A 14,382-nucleotide genomic window follows, 5' to 3' on the forward strand; every position below is an offset into this window, starting at 1 on the left:
TACCGGACCGCTTGCATGGCTTCTTTGTCAGTCGTCTGGGCAGGCAACGAGCCGACAGGCTCTATGTTTTCTACTACCGTTTCGCTGGCTTAATCCTGTTCGGCGGGCTGCTCGCAACAGCGGCGCTAGCGTTTGTAATACTCTTCAATCCGCCTCAAATGACGGCTCAGAACCACATCCGCGTTCCAGTGCAAGCGATCTATTCCAAGTCTTCCGAGTCCACGCCAATTCGCGTCTTCGCCACAGTGCAACTGCCCAACGGAAACCATAAACAATATCGACATCACGTATGGCCATCGCGGCTGGAACCCTGGATGAAATCTGCCTTCTGCGCCTCACCAGCGAGACCGGCAAAGAGAAATTCCGCTGGGTTCACATGTCAAACTGCGACGCCTTTCACTGATAGGCCAGCGCCACCCAGATGTGCACCCCAAGCAGCGGCACCAACATGGCCGAAAGACCGATGTGGCATGCCAACCAAGTCAGGTAAATCCAGTTCTGCCGATACCGCAGAACCTCTCGGTTGAGCACGCCGGTCACCGCAATCAGAAAAAATACCGCACTCAGAACCGTCATCCACGTATGCCCCATCCGCACCGCATGCAGCGCAAAAAGATAGGTCATACCGACCCCAACCCATCGGTGACTAACCAATATTGCGCGCGCATTTCGATTGTCGCGCAATAACTTCTTAAAGAACAAAACCCATTGATAACAAAGCCCCGTGACCATGAGTGACCCAGTCAAAACCTGAAACTCAAACCCGCTCAGCACCACAAGTGCGCCGGTTTGCCATTCCTGCATGATCACCAACATTGCCAGCGAAAGCGCCATCAAAATCAGCGCTGCGTAAGGCGCCCGTCGCGCCGTGGCCATCAAAACACGCATGGGCTCACCTCATCTTTTTTCTCGGATCCAGCGGGCAACAACGCATCAATCAAAACTGGCGCCGCCTGCGTGCGCACTTCGGTCATAAACATCGCTTTGTCGGGCAAAACCCGCACACCAGAACCCGGCCAATTTTCCGCCTGCGAAACCGGATCTGCAAATCCGGCGGCCTTGTCCAGATACAGTTGATAAGCCTCCGCAACGCTTTCAAACATCGCCTCAATAACGGCGACATAATCGTCTGCCGACACCGTCGCGGCCGGATAGGTCCACGTCGTTGCCCCCATCACGTCCCCCAATTTCCAATCGGTTTTGGGGCTGTCCACGTGATCGTTGTGGCAATCCACACAAGGCGCCACGCCAGCGACATCCGGATACATGCCGATATGACTGCCTTTGGCTGAAGTCAGAAACACCGGCGCGCGGCTGGCTTTCACCTGCTCAAAACTCACCAACTGCGCATCCGAGAACAAATTGGATTTGTTGATCGGCGCATCAGACCCAAGGTACAGCCCCAGTCGCGGTGGTTTTGCCTCAAGTCGCGCCGCCGTCAGGCGCAGGAACAACGCCGGCAACGGCCCCTTCTCGACGCCGGGTTCTTGCCAATCCTCGCCAAACTTCAATCCAACTTTGCCTCCGGCGCCCACGATGCGTTTGGTGTAAATTGATCGCGCGACGTCGTTGATCGCGTTGACGCCGTCAAACAACGCCTCCACCTCGAAATTGCATTTTCCTGCCGTGGCCGCCGTTTGATCTGGCAACGCGTCCGGCGCTGTCGCAAAGAGGTAGATCATCAGGCTGCCAAACAGCCCGACCAGGGTGATTTTCATCATGGCAGATCCTCCTTAGCTTCAAAATTCTTTGGCAGCGCATAAGGGCTCGGCCCGGCCCGCAAATACGCCTCAATTTCAAGCGGCGCAAAAGCCTCCTCCAACGCTTTTGGCGGGTGGGCGGAATGATTGCCGTGAAAGTCATGGCACCCCAAACAGGTCTGCCACCGTCGATCCGCAATCAAAGTTGCGTGGTCCACATCCAGCGGGTCCGATTTCAGCGCAAGATCATCATGACAGGCCTGACAAAACACCAGATCCACCGTGGTGCGATGGGTTGTATGTTCCGCATGACACCCCAAACAGCTTGTCGCCTCCACTTGCGTGACCGCTTTTTCAAACCGTGGTTCATGGAAACGAAAAATGGGATGGCGTTCATTAGGGCGTTCGTGACATTGCAAACATGCTTTGGACGTGACCGCCCCATAACCAAAATCGACCCGTGTGTCGCGCATCCCGAGGCCAAAGCGCACCTTGGCCTGTAGCTGCTGGCGCACGGTGCCCGCACTGGGAACGTGACAGCTTTCGCACCGCACGTCCGAATGACCTGCCTGCAAAGGCCCATGTGACATGATCGGCATCGCCTTCCGGTCCGTCAACACCACGCCCGCCGCGACAAGCAGCGGCACAAACGCAAAAACCGCAGCAATTCGGATCTGTCGTGCGGTGGGTGACCGCATGTGCCAACTCCGGCAAATAACTCATGAAAAATACACGTTTAACGCGATCAGGGTTGGCGAAAAGAATTAACAACGGGTTAACGATACCCTTCCAGGAACGAAAAAAGGCCGCGCAAACCGCGCGGCCTTTTGAAATTTTTTGCGATATCTGAAATTTAGCGCTTCGCTAAACTGGCATCTTTATTAAGTGTTGCACAACAATAGCCTAGCTATATAAAAAGCCGCTTGTAAAACATATGTAAGTCACGCGCAACGTATGCTGGCAAACTCTGTTAGCTAACTGGACCGCGCTTTCGTAACTACAAACGCTCCTCTATCAACGCCCAATTGTCCTCGTAGTCTTGCAGCTGCGCTAAGGTTACAGAGTTGTGCGTAGTGGCTGCATTGCGTGGACGTACACCGCTGTGCTTAGCAAGAAAACTTTCATAACCATCGCGTACCAAGCCGCCCAAAACGCCTTGCTCCAGCACAAAGTACCTGTCCATTCCTGCCGTTTCACCAATGTTCACAAACACATACACCAACCCAAAATCAAGTTCATCAACCAAGCCATCAACAACTTGCTTTTGTTCGTCGATGCTAATTTTCAGAAAGCGCCTTGCATCAAAGCTCACCGCTCCCTTACGCCAAGCTTTGACCTGCAAATGCAGTGTTTTGCCGCCTCTATAAGCAAGCAAGTCTATGTCCGGCACGTTGCCAGAAAATGCTGTCGCAACAATCCCGCGCCTACCTAGCTCAGCCACAACCAAGCTCTCGCCAATCTGCCCGGCTAGCTGCGTTGAAAAGTTTCGCGCCATTATTGTTTCAGCCCCACATCACTTTCTAACTGGAACGCGCTTTAGTTGCCAACACAACAGCTTTGTCCAGTTCGCCACCCTCAGCGGCAAGCTTAAACGCTTCCAGCACTCCTGCAACGCCTTCCAGTTTGTCCATAAACACAGCGTTGCTCTTGCCGTTAATGTTCAAAATCCTGCTGCCGTATCTACACTGCACATACCAGCCGTTGTCCTGCTCAAAAAACCAAGCACGTACCCGTTTGTCATGCTCAACACGTACACGCTCACCCGCGTCATTCGTCTGCCAGCGTTTTGTCTTCACAGTATATTCGCCACCGTTCAGCGCAGCAGCTAGTACCCTGCTCTGCTCTTCAATAGCTGCAACCAGCTTTTCGCGTCGAGCAATTACTGGATCTTTTTGAACGTTACGCTGGACAGTTTTGAGGTTCAGTTTTGCAAGATGTGACATAGCTTCATAACTCCATACATTATTGTTTTTATGAAACTATTTTCAAAGCAGACGTAGAGCGACCAAAATTTAGTCGTCGTCGTCACTCTGTTCTTCTTCCAAGCGTTTTCTACGTTCGCTTAGCGTTTCTCCGTCAAGCTGCCAGTATTGCCAACCGTTTACAGTTCGCCACTCGTATCCAGTTCTATTCAATATCCTAAGCGCACTGCTGCTAATGCTTTGCGTTTCACCTTCGAAATCAACTTTCTTATTGGATACCACTGTTGCTGTAAGTTGCTCATCGTTTGCAAAAGTCAGCACGTCACCTGCCTTCAAACCTACATCGTACAACCCAATAATCCTACGTCTACCTTCTGCGCGTTCAAGCGCAATCAACCCTTCGTCATCGTCTGCAATATCTCTGTGTGGCGTAACATCTCGTCCGTTTGTGAGCTTGAGCGCTGAGATCACACGCTGTGGATCAATTTCAAAAAACTCTCGTCCAGTTCGTGTTCGATGATCTGCAAACGCATTGTGCACCAAGCGCTCAACGCCCGCATCGTCCCCTACCTCAACTGCGTAGACACAACGAAACGGCAACGGAACACTTGTATTATCAAGCGCTCGCAGCCGCTGCTCCAAGTTTGCCGTGCGCCCAATCTTCACGTAGTTGTCAAAAGCTGGGTTAACTAACACATAAACTACAGCCATCCTTATACTCTCGCTTAGCTATTCTTTTCTGCACCTTAGCCCACCCTGCCAAATAGCTCAATTTTTTCATGCCTTTGCCGACAAAGGATAAATAACTGCGAAAGGTAAGCAGTTATGAAAATAGATTGGAGAAGCACGACGCACGAAGGTTGGATTGATGCACTAGATGCAAGCAACAACGATATTTTTGGGGTGCTGAAATTTTACAACGGACGCACGATTGGCAAAAGCAAAGCAATGGCACTACTCGGTGCATATTGGCATAGAGTGGATAGGACGCTTTTTGGCAAGGCTGCTGACAAAGGTTACGGCATAGAGCGGTGGTGCTTTACGGAGTACGGCAGCGATCGTCGCAACTTACACATACATTTTGTAGCAACTTCACCTATCGCAATTCGTCCATGTTGTGCTGTGCTTAATGCGCTTTGGGCAGACATGCACAGAAGCACAGCTGACGTTACGCATAACTGGATTACACCAATACAAGACAGACGTGCTGCATTTGCATACACGACAAAAGGCACACGATACTTACGCGCAGATTTTATAGGCGAAAAAATTTCACACACAAACGCAGCAAGCACGAACTTAGGCACAGATTACACGGAGGCGCAGATTAGGCGCATAGCGAACAGGATTACGGATAGGCAATTAACTAAGGCTTACGAGGCAATGGAAAGACAGATTGTACAAACTGCATTAAAGCGACAAACACGATAAAGGCACAAGGCTGCTGAATTGTGAGGCATACGGCAGCTTACAGGCACATAACATTTTGGGACAACACGAATAGCACAGCTTGCGCAGCTGCTGCTACTCGTAAGTATGTTCAAACACAAAACAACAAACACAATCACTCAAACAGCAACAGTGAAACACACAACGGTAAATACACAGAGGCAAGAGACAATGACACTACTGGAAAGCACATACAGGCAACTACACAGCGCAGGAATTGTACATTGCGCTGAGGCATTCAGCAGCACGTACTTGAGCAAAAGCAAAAACTGGTACGCGTATCAGAAACACAGCAAGCGCGATTTTAGCGTTGATGCTGCTGTACAGTGTTTGCGCTCCATACGCTCTCAAATGCGTGCAGCAGCGATCAGCACTGCGCAACAAGAACTATTGGCGCAGCTTGAACAGCAGTTACTTGCCCACTTAAACAGCCACCATTGCGTAGCTGACGTGTGCTGAGCTGAAAAGTTATAGAACAACAAATCTATAACATTTCATCACAATCACCAACAAAAACAGTGGCTTACTTCAAACGTAAATTTCGGTCGTTATCATAAATGTGTGAATTTACAATCACTTACAACAGAACCACACATTTGAGGGATGATGAGATGAAACAAGCAAAGCTACTAACAACGCAGGAACGCAAGCGGCTGGCAGCTGTTATCGACAGCAAGCGCCACGCAACGCGCAACCACACAGCTGTCGCACTCAGCTTTTACGCAGGACTTAGGGCATGTGAGATTGCAGCACTGCGCATTGGCGATGTTTTTGACGAAACAGGCGAGGTGCGTGACACGATACAATTGCGAGCGGTACAAACGAAAGGCAATGAAGCGGCGACTGTGCTTGTGAACAAACGTCTAACCCAGCAGCTACGTAAATACGCTGCACAGTATCCAGTTCGCACTCAACAACTCAACGCTCCACTTGTGTTTTCAGCTAAAGGCGCAGGTTTTACAGCACAGACGATAGTGAACTTGTTTCAGACGCTTTATAAAGCGGCTGCTGTAACTGGCGCAAGCTCGCACAGCGGGCGCAGGCAGTTTGTGACAGAGCTGGCTGACAAGGGCATTAACGCACGTGTTATACAAGCGCTCGCGCGCCACAAGCATCTCAACACCACCATGCGCTATATTGACTTGAACGAGAACAAACTGCGTAGCGCGGTTGAACTGGTCGATTACTAAAGAGCAAAAGGTACAAAAGGACATGAAAGAGCATTTGCACTATGCATGTCGTTCATCTCGTCAACCCAATTCTCAAACATCCTAAAAGTATCAAAACCGTGCAGTTTTCGTAGGTTTCAGCACACTGCTAGTTTGGCGATACAGGTTTAACCGCTTTTATTGCATCTAGCTTGCGCTCTTTGCTACGCAGCTTCGTTGCGTTCTTCTCAAAGTCAGTCTTCTTGTCCACTTTGCTCTTTTGCTCTTTCGCGCCAATCACTTCGTCTATGTACAAAATCACCACCCCAAATTTGTAAGTACTCCACCACCAAAAACTGCGCAGCTAGCATTTTCTGTACGCACTACTATTTATGCACGTTTTTCTTACGTCTAATCATCACCAACATCTCGCCCAAGCAAATCGCCCAAACTAACAGCTGTCCCCCGTACATCAGCTTCCAAGTTCAAAATCTCACGTTCTACAGCCGCAAGTTTAACCTCTTGCTTAGTCTGCTTTGCAAACACCAGTCCCCCACCCCTATTGTCAGCACTTCTGCTTGTTATAACAATCGGCATACTACCCGCATTTGCTTGCAAATCGCTTCCAACACTAAAGTCTAAATCCCTATCAAACCAAGCATGTAAGCTTGCGTCATTGTGTACGCTCTCCTCAAGCCGCTCCAATGCGCGTTCGTAGTAGTCAGTAGCCCTATCATCCAGCTCACTATGCGAAGCTTGTCCACGCGCCTCAGCAGCTACAGCCCTGTTGTGCCAAAACGTAGCTGTCCGCAGCAATTCCTCATACTCTTGCACAACAGCTGGCTTAGCTTTCAACGTGTCGCGTATCTCTTGTTGCTCAGCCCATGCAGCCAAGTACAGTTCGTACCCATCAGCGCTTAGCCAAGCTTGCAACTTCCTGTTTTGCACGTTTTTTCCAAGCCCAAGCTGCTCTGCAATTTCTTGCAGCTTTTGCATCCGAGTTTCGCGCTTGTGCGCCATCATTCTTCATCGAAAAGCTTACTAAATGTTGTCTCGTTAACATTGAGCGTGGAGCCAGAAATCAACTTAATCCATCTTTTTATCTGGTAGTTACTCAATATTAGTTTTTGGCCACATTTTTTACAGTGTCCGGCAAAGCGCCGATTGCGCTCATTTTTTTGATCATATGCTTCTTCTGTAATGCTAAATTCAAAATCCTTGCCACAACCTTCATGCTCACATGTATATTTTCTCAAAAAGCTCTTGTCCGCGTCAGTAAGTTTATCTGATTTCTTGCTTAAGCTGCGCTTTTCTATATTAAACATTCATTATCCTTTCTGAATCACGCAGATTTGCACCTGCTATCTCCTTGCGTCCTTGTGTTTAATCAATATCAAGTTTCGGCAAGCTGTTCACAATCTTCATCGTCTCTAAGCTCACTGTTATAACGCGCTGAAATAGCTCAAGCGGATATGCTGGGTTGTGCATTGTTTCGTTTGCGTAGTCGTTCGCATCGTTAACAATACCGCTCTTTTTGTCCGTCTTAACCCGTTGGCGTTCAACCACCCAATCAAGCGCACTTTTGCCGTTCACAACGTAGTCATACGCAGCAAGTGGAATGTTGGTCATTGTGATGTTTGAGTTATATATAACAGTGGTTTTGTCTAAATTTGGACGCTTACCTGCAAACCGCATTTGCTCAACATGATAAAAGCTAACTGGATCAGCAATGTTTGCTAAGCGCAGATCGCCTTCTGCAATAGTAACTGGATACAGTTCTGCACTTTCGTAGTTCACGTGCAAATCACCCAGCTTGCGCCCAGCATCCACAAACGCCCAAAAGTCCACTTCCTGCTTTACAGCTGGAATGCGTGGTAGCTGCTTGCTTAAATTGTCTGCGTAACGCGTTCTATAGTCTTCGCTGTGCAGCAAGCCATACGTGTAATAGAAGATGTCTTCCTTAGTTATGCTTGCATTGCCGTAAGCATCCCTAAAGTGCTTCAAGCCATAGTCTGTTATGCCGTCTTTAACTCTGTAGCCGTTTTCAACATCTTCGCTCGCAAACAAGTCGTCATCATCTGCATCTACTTCTTCGTAAAGTCTGAGCGGAAAGTTTTGCCCGTTATCAGTAAATTGCAAGTCCGCTGCATTATTGTGCATCAATGCAGTAAACCCGCTACGTGCACCAACACCGGAAAGTGAAATCAGCAAATTATGTAAATCAAATCCATTTCCGAAATAACTCCGAAGCTTGTATGCACTCTTAGTTACGCTACCGGAAATTAACCATTCTTTAGTAAACGGCCTACGGTCTGCTAAGTGTACAGAGAAATCTGAATTACTAAGATTTTTACTTGATTGTACAATTTTACCCACAGTTGAAGTCCACTTAATATAGTTACTATCAACTAATTCCATTTTTTTGTGTTTGATAGCGTCATTAATCAGGCTACACATTTTTGCGGAGCGAGATACTTGATGGCTAAAACTAAAGTTATAAGCCCATGCATCCATATTTGTCTCAAAGCCCAAGCTATTTGTGTGAAATAATCCTTTGCCTTGCTCATCGCGTTGGTTGGAAATACAGACATATGCTTCAAAACTTGTGTCGCGCTTGTTAATCCAGTCAAAACTATCGTCTGCCTGCGTTACTTCGAAAGCCTCGTTTTCACCAAGTCTTGCTATGCTTTTGAGTTCGCAAAGTATTGCAAGTTTTTGCTCTGTCTTTAAGTTGTCACCGATGTCGTAGTAATACACCTTGTGTTCTGCTTTACTGGCTGGGTTTTTGACAAAAAATGCAATCGCAGCGCCCGTCATACTTCCTTGCCCAAAAATATTTTCACCCTCGCCAGCAGCGCCTTTGCTCAGCATGTTTTTTCTTACGTCTCCACGTAAGTTGATAATATAAATGCTAGTACATTCTTCTTCTAAGCATTTTCGCATGCCATCTGCGTATGCCTTATCAATCCAGCCATTTCCGCTAATAAAGCCAACAACACCACCGTCCTCGCCAAGTCTATCACTTGCCCAGCGTATTGCTCTTATATAACTATCATACAAATAACGATGGCCTGAGTTATGGGATGATGAAACGTAAGTATCGCGTATCTTTCGATCCAGCTCCGCGTAAGCAACGTTCTTTGCATTGTCGCCTTCACTCTTCTGTCCTGCACTATACGGTGGATTTCCCACAATTACGCGTATATCCAGCGCTTTCTGTCGCGTGCGTCGTTCACTGTTGTCAGCCATCAACGCAGCAACCATGTCGTCGCTTTCGTACATTTCAAACGTGTCAGTAAGACAAATGCCGGTAAACGGCGTGTAATCATTGCCGCTTATGCTGTGATATGTGGCTTCGATATTGATTGCTGCGATGTAGTACGCAAGCAGCACAATTTCGTTTGCGTGGATCTCGTTCTTGTACTTGTGCTCTATCTTGTTCGCATCAATCAGGCCGCTTTGCAGCAAGCGCGTTACAAACGTGCCTGTGCCTGTAAACGGATCGATAATATGCACGTTTTTACTGCCAAGTGTTTGGCCAAACTCTTTCTGCAAAATGTCGTTTACGCTGTGGATTATGAAATCAACAACTTGCACCGGCGTATACACGATGCCGAGCTTTTCAGTTAGCTTTGGAAATGCTGTCTTAAAAAACTTATCGTACAGTTCAACAATAATTTTCTGTTTGCCCTCAGCATTATCAATGCCAGCAGCACGCCGCTTCACGCTGTCGTAAAAGCCCTCAAGCGCTTGTGCTTCTTTCTGTACGTTTTGGAGTTCAAGCACAACAACGACTTTTTGCATTGCTTGTGACACCGGATTTTCAGCAGCAAAATTGTAGTCGCTAAACAACGCGTCGAACACAGGCTTGGTAATCAAGTGCTGTGCTAGCATCTCAACAGCTTCGTCTTTTGTCACAGCGCCGTTCAAGTCGTCGCGTATTTCTTCTAAAAACGCATCAAACACAGCACGTTCTTCTACACCTGTGTCCAAAATTGCATTGATACGCTCTATGTGCTGCTGCGCAATCTTGCCAATGTCTTTTGCCCAATCTTCCCAGTACGTGCGTCGCCCGCATTTCTGCACGATCTTCGCGCGTATAGCTGCTGGAAATTCATCAAATATAAAGCTGATCTGATCTTCAGTGCGTGTTTGTGTGTCGCGCTCGCCATCATCGCCGCCGCCACTACCAATGCCAGCACCTTCAGCACCAGCCGTTTGCTTTTGTGGCAAGTTCTCAGCAATTGCTACAACTTCAATCTGCCCGCCTGTGTCGTTGTTCAGTTCAAGTTTGTTAATCGTTGCGTCAAATCTGTCGTCATGTGCACGCAACGCGTTCAAAATCTGCCAAACAACTTTATAACGCTCGTTGTCGTTCAGTGCTGCTTCTGGTGTTACGTTTGCTGGAATAACAACTGGCAAAATAACATAGCCAAGCTTCTTGCCTTCCGCCCTGCGCATCACGCGTCCAACACTTTGCACAACGTCGATTTGGGATTTGCGTGGATGTAAAAACATAATCGCGTCCAGTGCAGGTACATCCACACCTTCGCTTAAACAGCGTGCGTTGCTCAAAATCTTACAGCTGTCGTTTGCTACATCATCACTCAGCCAGTGCAGCAGTTCTCCACGTGTTTTTGCATTAAACGTTCCGTCTACGTGCTTTACTTCGCAGCTCACGTGTTCTGCATCGTCATCGTCCAACACAGTCGTGCCGTTAAATTCGTCAACAACAGCGCCAAACTCGCGCTCTATAAGCTTGCTTGATCTAATGTCTTTGCAAAATGCAATTGCACGCCGCATTGGCTGCGCATCAACTGCAAAGTCGCCATCGCCGTCCTGCTTAATCAACGCTTTGTAGCAGCCAATAATCTTTGTTGCGTCGTCTAGCTGCAACTCGTTGTCTGCAGCAATCCGCCCCTGCACACCTCTGCTTACAAGCGTTTCGTCCATTGCAAGCACGATCACTTTGTAGTCCGTCAACATGCCGTTTTCTACAGCCCAACTAAAGCCGCGCGTAAAAAACGTTGGACCGTAAATTTCTTCGTCGTCCATGTCGCAAAGCGTAACAGCCGCTTCCGCTGCTTTTGTCCGTGCGTTGTCACCAAAAATGCGTGGTGTCGCTGTCATATAAAGGCGTTTTGCACCTGCCACATATTTGTTGTCGTGCACGCGCACAAAGTTGCTTTCGTCTTCGCCGTCAATCGTCGCGCCCGTTGTTCTGTGCGCTTCATCGCAAATAATAAGATCAAACTGCTGTAAGCCTTGTTCTTGTGCAGCTGTGATAACTGGAATGCTTTGATACGTGCTAAAAACAACAGTCATGCGTTCCGCATCATCAACGCCAGCTTTTTCCACTAGCTTGCCAGGTTGTGTAGTTGCTGGAAATTCAAGTTCGTGCACTTCAATCTCAGCAACGTCACCCCTGTCTTTGCGCCGCTTGCCCACTTGCGCGTCACTGCAAACTGCAAACGATCTAAGTTCCAGTTCTGTGTCGTATGTCCATTCACGCACTGTCTGCGCAATTAGCGCTAGCGATGGCACCAAAAACAAAACACGTTTGCCCTTGCCAGCAACAGCTTCTGCAATCCGCAGTGCTGTAAATGTCTTGCCCGTGCCGCAAGCCATAATCAGCTTGCCCCTATCGCCCTCTTCAAAGCCTTTGCCTACGTGTTCAAGTGCAAGCTTTTGATGTGAATGCAGTTGCTTTTTATTGCGCAGCTGCACTTTGTCACTTGCCTCGTAAACGCTCCAGTCAATCGCGCTGTCGCGCAACGCATCAAGCCCAACACGCACAACCGGTATGCTTTGCCCGCGTATTGCATCCTCAGCGTTTTCGCCCCAATCCACCTCAGTTGTGTCGATAAACAAACGCTGGCTAAACGGAGCCTTGCCAGAAGCAGTAATAAAGGTCTGAATATCTCCAATTTGAATTTTCTTATTTGCAGCATAGAATTTGCACTGCACAGCTGCATAGCCGTCTTCGTCAGCAAGCTTTGCTACCAAATCAATGCCAGTGTCTTTGCCCGTCCATCCGTTCTCTTTCGCCCAATCGCCATATGTCCAAACTTCACTAAACTGCTGCGTTTGGATCGGATCATTGCGCAAGTACGCAAGCGCAAGCCGTTCAAAATACGTACCCTTTTCGCGCTCCGTAACAGCTGCGTTTCTAAAGCCGTCCAAAATTCGATCTAATGCCGACATAGCTGCTGCGCTCCATTTACTGCTCTACCACACGCTAGCCGAGCAAATGCGCAAGCGCCAGAAAAATGCACGTTTTTTTGCTATCTAATTGTCACCCCAAGCTTAGCTGGTGTCGCACGCGCCCTGTGCGCCCGCTGTGTGCGCCAACCAACCTCAAAATGCACTATGAATGCGGACGCCAGGTTCGACGCGCTGTATGAAGCTATTTGAGCGCCAGCAGCCAACGCTTAAGCACGCCCCAAAGCTTAAAGCGATTACACGTAGCAGCCGCGCTTTTCCGCAAATTCTGCTCGTAGCAGTCGCCCTCTTGCCCAAGCACCTTCACCAGTTTGTAGTTTCCGCGTTGCCCAACAGCTTTCCTAGCACCAGCCCAGTTAGCGCACGTTGCACAGATCGAATACTTGCTTGAATAATTTGACACAGCCTATCTACGCCGCTTTGCTGCCTCTTGCATCGCGTCCAGTTTTCGTTGCGCTCTTTCGCGCTCCGTTCCGCCAGTTGTTGCAACGTTGCTGTGCGCAAAATCACCTCCGCCAATCAGCACGTCCACGTCCATCATTATGCCCTTACGCACGTAGTGATCTTCAATTTGCTGTCGGCTAGTTCCCATGTTTGTACAAAGCATGTCGTACACAGCAGCGTTGTAACCGTGTTCCACAAAGCGCTGTTCAGCATAGTAATGGCGCAAGCTGTACGCTGTGCGTCGTTGCCCGTGCTCGTCGTAAAGCAAGCCGATCTCGTCGAGCATTTTGGGCAGCGTTTTGTAAAACCCCTCGTTTTTCTTGCCGTTTGCGTAGCAAAACACCCAGTCTTCCGCGTCCGTATGCCCAGTCAGTTCCCGCAGCTCCCTATAAACAGCCACAACCGAGCTTTGCGAACTAACGATCCGCTCGCCTGTTTTGGTGTTTTTGGGCACAGATATTTTTAGATACTGCGTCTCAGCAACTTCGCTACGTTCAACACGAACATGCTTGTGTTTCAGCTGCAAAACCTCGCCAGTACGCATCCCTGTTCCAGCAAGAAAATGAATATAGCATTGAAGAAGCTGGCGATTGAACTTGTGGGCCGAGTTAACGCGAGTGTCGTTTCCGCCCCTGCCCTCTACCCATTTGTTCAGATAAGCATCTAAACGCTTGAACTCTTGCGCCGAAAAAGATGGCCGACGATTTGGCGCTATGCCTTTACGCGCAAACGGATTTTCGATGATTGGCATGTGCGACAGCAGCTTCATGCTATTCGCCCAGCCAAATATCTCGCGCAATGCGCTCTGCTCCATGTCCATGCTCTTTTTCGCAGGCTGAACTGCATGATTTGGGTGCCGTTTGCGCTCTTGTTCGTCCGCTCTCACCCAGTACGTCATGCGCCAAGTCCAGTATCCCTGCACGAACGCCTGAGTCATTTCCTCAAGCTTCATCGACCCAAAGTACGCTAGCCAGTAGCGCTGCGCGTGTTTTTCGTACCAGCCAACACGCTGTGGAACACCTGAACGACCTTTAGCAAAATGATTGGCTTCCAACCTTTGTCGCTTATCAGCCCACCAAATAACGTACAGGTCTTCAAAACTAAGCTGTTTGACGGGTTCTTTTTTCTTCGTACGCAAGCGCAAGTCATCGTACTTGTCCAAAGCGTAACGTTTCGCTTCCTCCAAGTCCGTCTCGCCCGTGCTTTCCTGCACGTAAGTCAGCTTGTTTCCGTAAACATCGCGCATTCCGCGCACATGTATGCGCATGTGATAGATCGGCTTTTTGGCATTTTGGCGATGGAACAAAATAATTTGCCCATCCCTAAGCTCAACTTTGTTCAAGTAGCTTTTGCTCATCAACCTATCGCCAGTATCATTTCCTTGTAAAATATGTGTAAGATCAGCACGGCTTTAAGTCTACGATTTCTAATCTGTAAAACTTTTGTAATCCATGCAAACAAAGAAAAAGCGCAGTAAAAACTGCGCCTTTCCAATAG

The 14,382-nt window shown here is 48.5% G+C and carries 12 protein-coding genes; 2 read left to right on the forward strand and 10 right to left on the reverse strand.

Annotated features, from left to right (window positions below; all coding sequences use genetic code 11):
- Nucleotides 1–396: 396 nt before the first annotated feature.
- From SHIM_RS04775 to SHIM_RS19920, 6 genes are all read right to left on the reverse strand, one after another.
- Nucleotides 397–888, reverse strand: coding sequence for a hypothetical protein (locus SHIM_RS04775; RefSeq protein ID WP_152926448.1), 492 nt, complete (start codon nt 886–888; stop codon nt 397–399).
- Entirely contained in the window at nt 876–1,721 is an 846-nt protein-coding gene (locus tag SHIM_RS04780; protein ID WP_054001453.1) for a c-type heme family protein, read from the reverse strand. Before SHIM_RS04780 ends, SHIM_RS04775 begins: the two co-directional genes overlap by 13 nt.
- Nucleotides 1,718–2,398, reverse strand: a complete 681-nt coding sequence (locus SHIM_RS04785; protein ID WP_054001454.1) for a cytochrome c3 family protein — start codon at nt 2,396–2,398, stop codon at nt 1,718–1,720. The genes SHIM_RS04780 and SHIM_RS04785 overlap by 4 nt, the downstream gene beginning before the upstream one ends.
- A 299-nt stretch (nt 2,399–2,697) precedes the next feature.
- On the reverse strand, nt 2,698–3,195 hold the full coding sequence (locus SHIM_RS04790) for a hypothetical protein (RefSeq protein WP_054001455.1): 498 nt from the start codon (nt 3,193–3,195) through the stop codon (nt 2,698–2,700).
- Nucleotides 3,196–3,220: 25 nt separating this feature from the next.
- A complete protein-coding gene (locus SHIM_RS04795) occupies nt 3,221–3,643 on the reverse strand; it encodes a hypothetical protein (protein ID WP_054001456.1) in 423 nt (140 codons plus the stop codon).
- A 69-nt stretch (nt 3,644–3,712) separates the two neighbouring features.
- A complete protein-coding gene (locus SHIM_RS19920) occupies nt 3,713–4,333 on the reverse strand; it encodes a GIY-YIG nuclease family protein (RefSeq protein ID WP_082358281.1) in 621 nt (206 codons plus the stop codon).
- A gap of 114 nt (nt 4,334–4,447) precedes the next feature.
- Between SHIM_RS19920 and SHIM_RS04805 the strand changes: the two genes are divergently transcribed.
- Nucleotides 4,448–5,053 carry a hypothetical protein gene (locus tag SHIM_RS04805; RefSeq protein ID WP_054001458.1) on the forward strand — a complete coding sequence of 202 codons (606 nt, stop codon included), beginning with the start codon at nt 4,448–4,450 and terminating at the stop codon, nt 5,051–5,053.
- Between the two features lie 629 nt (nt 5,054–5,682).
- The gene (locus tag SHIM_RS04810; protein WP_054001459.1) at nt 5,683–6,261 is read left to right on the forward strand and encodes a tyrosine-type recombinase/integrase; all 579 of its coding nucleotides are present in this window, start codon (nt 5,683–5,685) and stop codon (nt 6,259–6,261) included.
- A gap of 369 nt (nt 6,262–6,630) precedes the next feature.
- Here the strand turns inward: SHIM_RS04810 and SHIM_RS04815 are convergent, their stop codons facing one another.
- The 4 genes from SHIM_RS04815 to SHIM_RS04825 form a co-directional block, all read right to left on the reverse strand.
- Nucleotides 6,631–7,215, reverse strand: a complete 585-nt coding sequence (locus SHIM_RS04815; RefSeq protein ID WP_152926449.1) for a hypothetical protein — start codon at nt 7,213–7,215, stop codon at nt 6,631–6,633.
- A gap of 23 nt (nt 7,216–7,238) precedes the next feature.
- On the reverse strand, nt 7,239–7,544 hold the full coding sequence (locus SHIM_RS20105; RefSeq protein WP_152926450.1) for a hypothetical protein: 306 nt from the start codon (nt 7,542–7,544) through the stop codon (nt 7,239–7,241).
- 58 nt (nt 7,545–7,602) lie between these two features.
- On the reverse strand, nt 7,603–12,423 hold the full coding sequence (locus SHIM_RS04820) for a DEAD/DEAH box helicase (protein ID WP_054001461.1): 4,821 nt from the start codon (nt 12,421–12,423) through the stop codon (nt 7,603–7,605).
- A gap of 424 nt (nt 12,424–12,847) precedes the next feature.
- The gene (locus tag SHIM_RS04825; RefSeq protein WP_054001462.1) at nt 12,848–14,242 is read right to left on the reverse strand and encodes a tyrosine-type recombinase/integrase; all 1,395 of its coding nucleotides are present in this window, start codon (nt 14,240–14,242) and stop codon (nt 12,848–12,850) included.
- Between the last annotated feature and the right edge of the window lie 140 nt (nt 14,243–14,382).

This window comes from Shimia sp. SK013 (assembly GCF_001292625.1).
GTDB lineage: Bacteria > Pseudomonadota > Alphaproteobacteria > Rhodobacterales > Rhodobacteraceae > Shimia.

Excerpts from the sequence above, each read along its gene's own strand:
- SHIM_RS04775 (WP_152926448.1), bottom strand. The coding sequence starts at position 888 with ATGCGTGTTTTGATGGCCACGGCGCGACGGGCGCCTTACGCAGCGCTG.
- SHIM_RS04780 (WP_054001453.1), bottom strand. The coding sequence starts at position 1,721 with ATGATGAAAATCACCCTGGTCGGGCTGTTTGGCAGCCTGATGATCTAC.
- SHIM_RS04785 (WP_054001454.1), bottom strand. The coding sequence starts at position 2,398 with ATGCGGTCACCCACCGCACGACAGATCCGAATTGCTGCGGTTTTTGCG.
- SHIM_RS04790 (WP_054001455.1), bottom strand. The coding sequence starts at position 3,195 with ATGGCGCGAAACTTTTCAACGCAGCTAGCCGGGCAGATTGGCGAGAGC.
- SHIM_RS04795 (WP_054001456.1), bottom strand. The coding sequence starts at position 3,643 with ATGTCACATCTTGCAAAACTGAACCTCAAAACTGTCCAGCGTAACGTT.
- SHIM_RS19920 (WP_082358281.1), bottom strand. The coding sequence starts at position 4,333 with ATGGCTGTAGTTTATGTGTTAGTTAACCCAGCTTTTGACAACTACGTG.
- SHIM_RS04805 (WP_054001458.1), top strand. The coding sequence starts at position 4,448 with ATGAAAATAGATTGGAGAAGCACGACGCACGAAGGTTGGATTGATGCA.
- SHIM_RS04810 (WP_054001459.1), top strand. The coding sequence starts at position 5,683 with ATGAAACAAGCAAAGCTACTAACAACGCAGGAACGCAAGCGGCTGGCA.
- SHIM_RS04815 (WP_152926449.1), bottom strand. The coding sequence starts at position 7,215 with ATGCAAAAGCTGCAAGAAATTGCAGAGCAGCTTGGGCTTGGAAAAAAC.
- SHIM_RS20105 (WP_152926450.1), bottom strand. The coding sequence starts at position 7,544 with ATGTTTAATATAGAAAAGCGCAGCTTAAGCAAGAAATCAGATAAACTT.
- SHIM_RS04820 (WP_054001461.1), bottom strand. The coding sequence starts at position 12,423 with ATGTCGGCATTAGATCGAATTTTGGACGGCTTTAGAAACGCAGCTGTT.
- SHIM_RS04825 (WP_054001462.1), bottom strand. The coding sequence starts at position 14,242 with ATGAGCAAAAGCTACTTGAACAAAGTTGAGCTTAGGGATGGGCAAATT.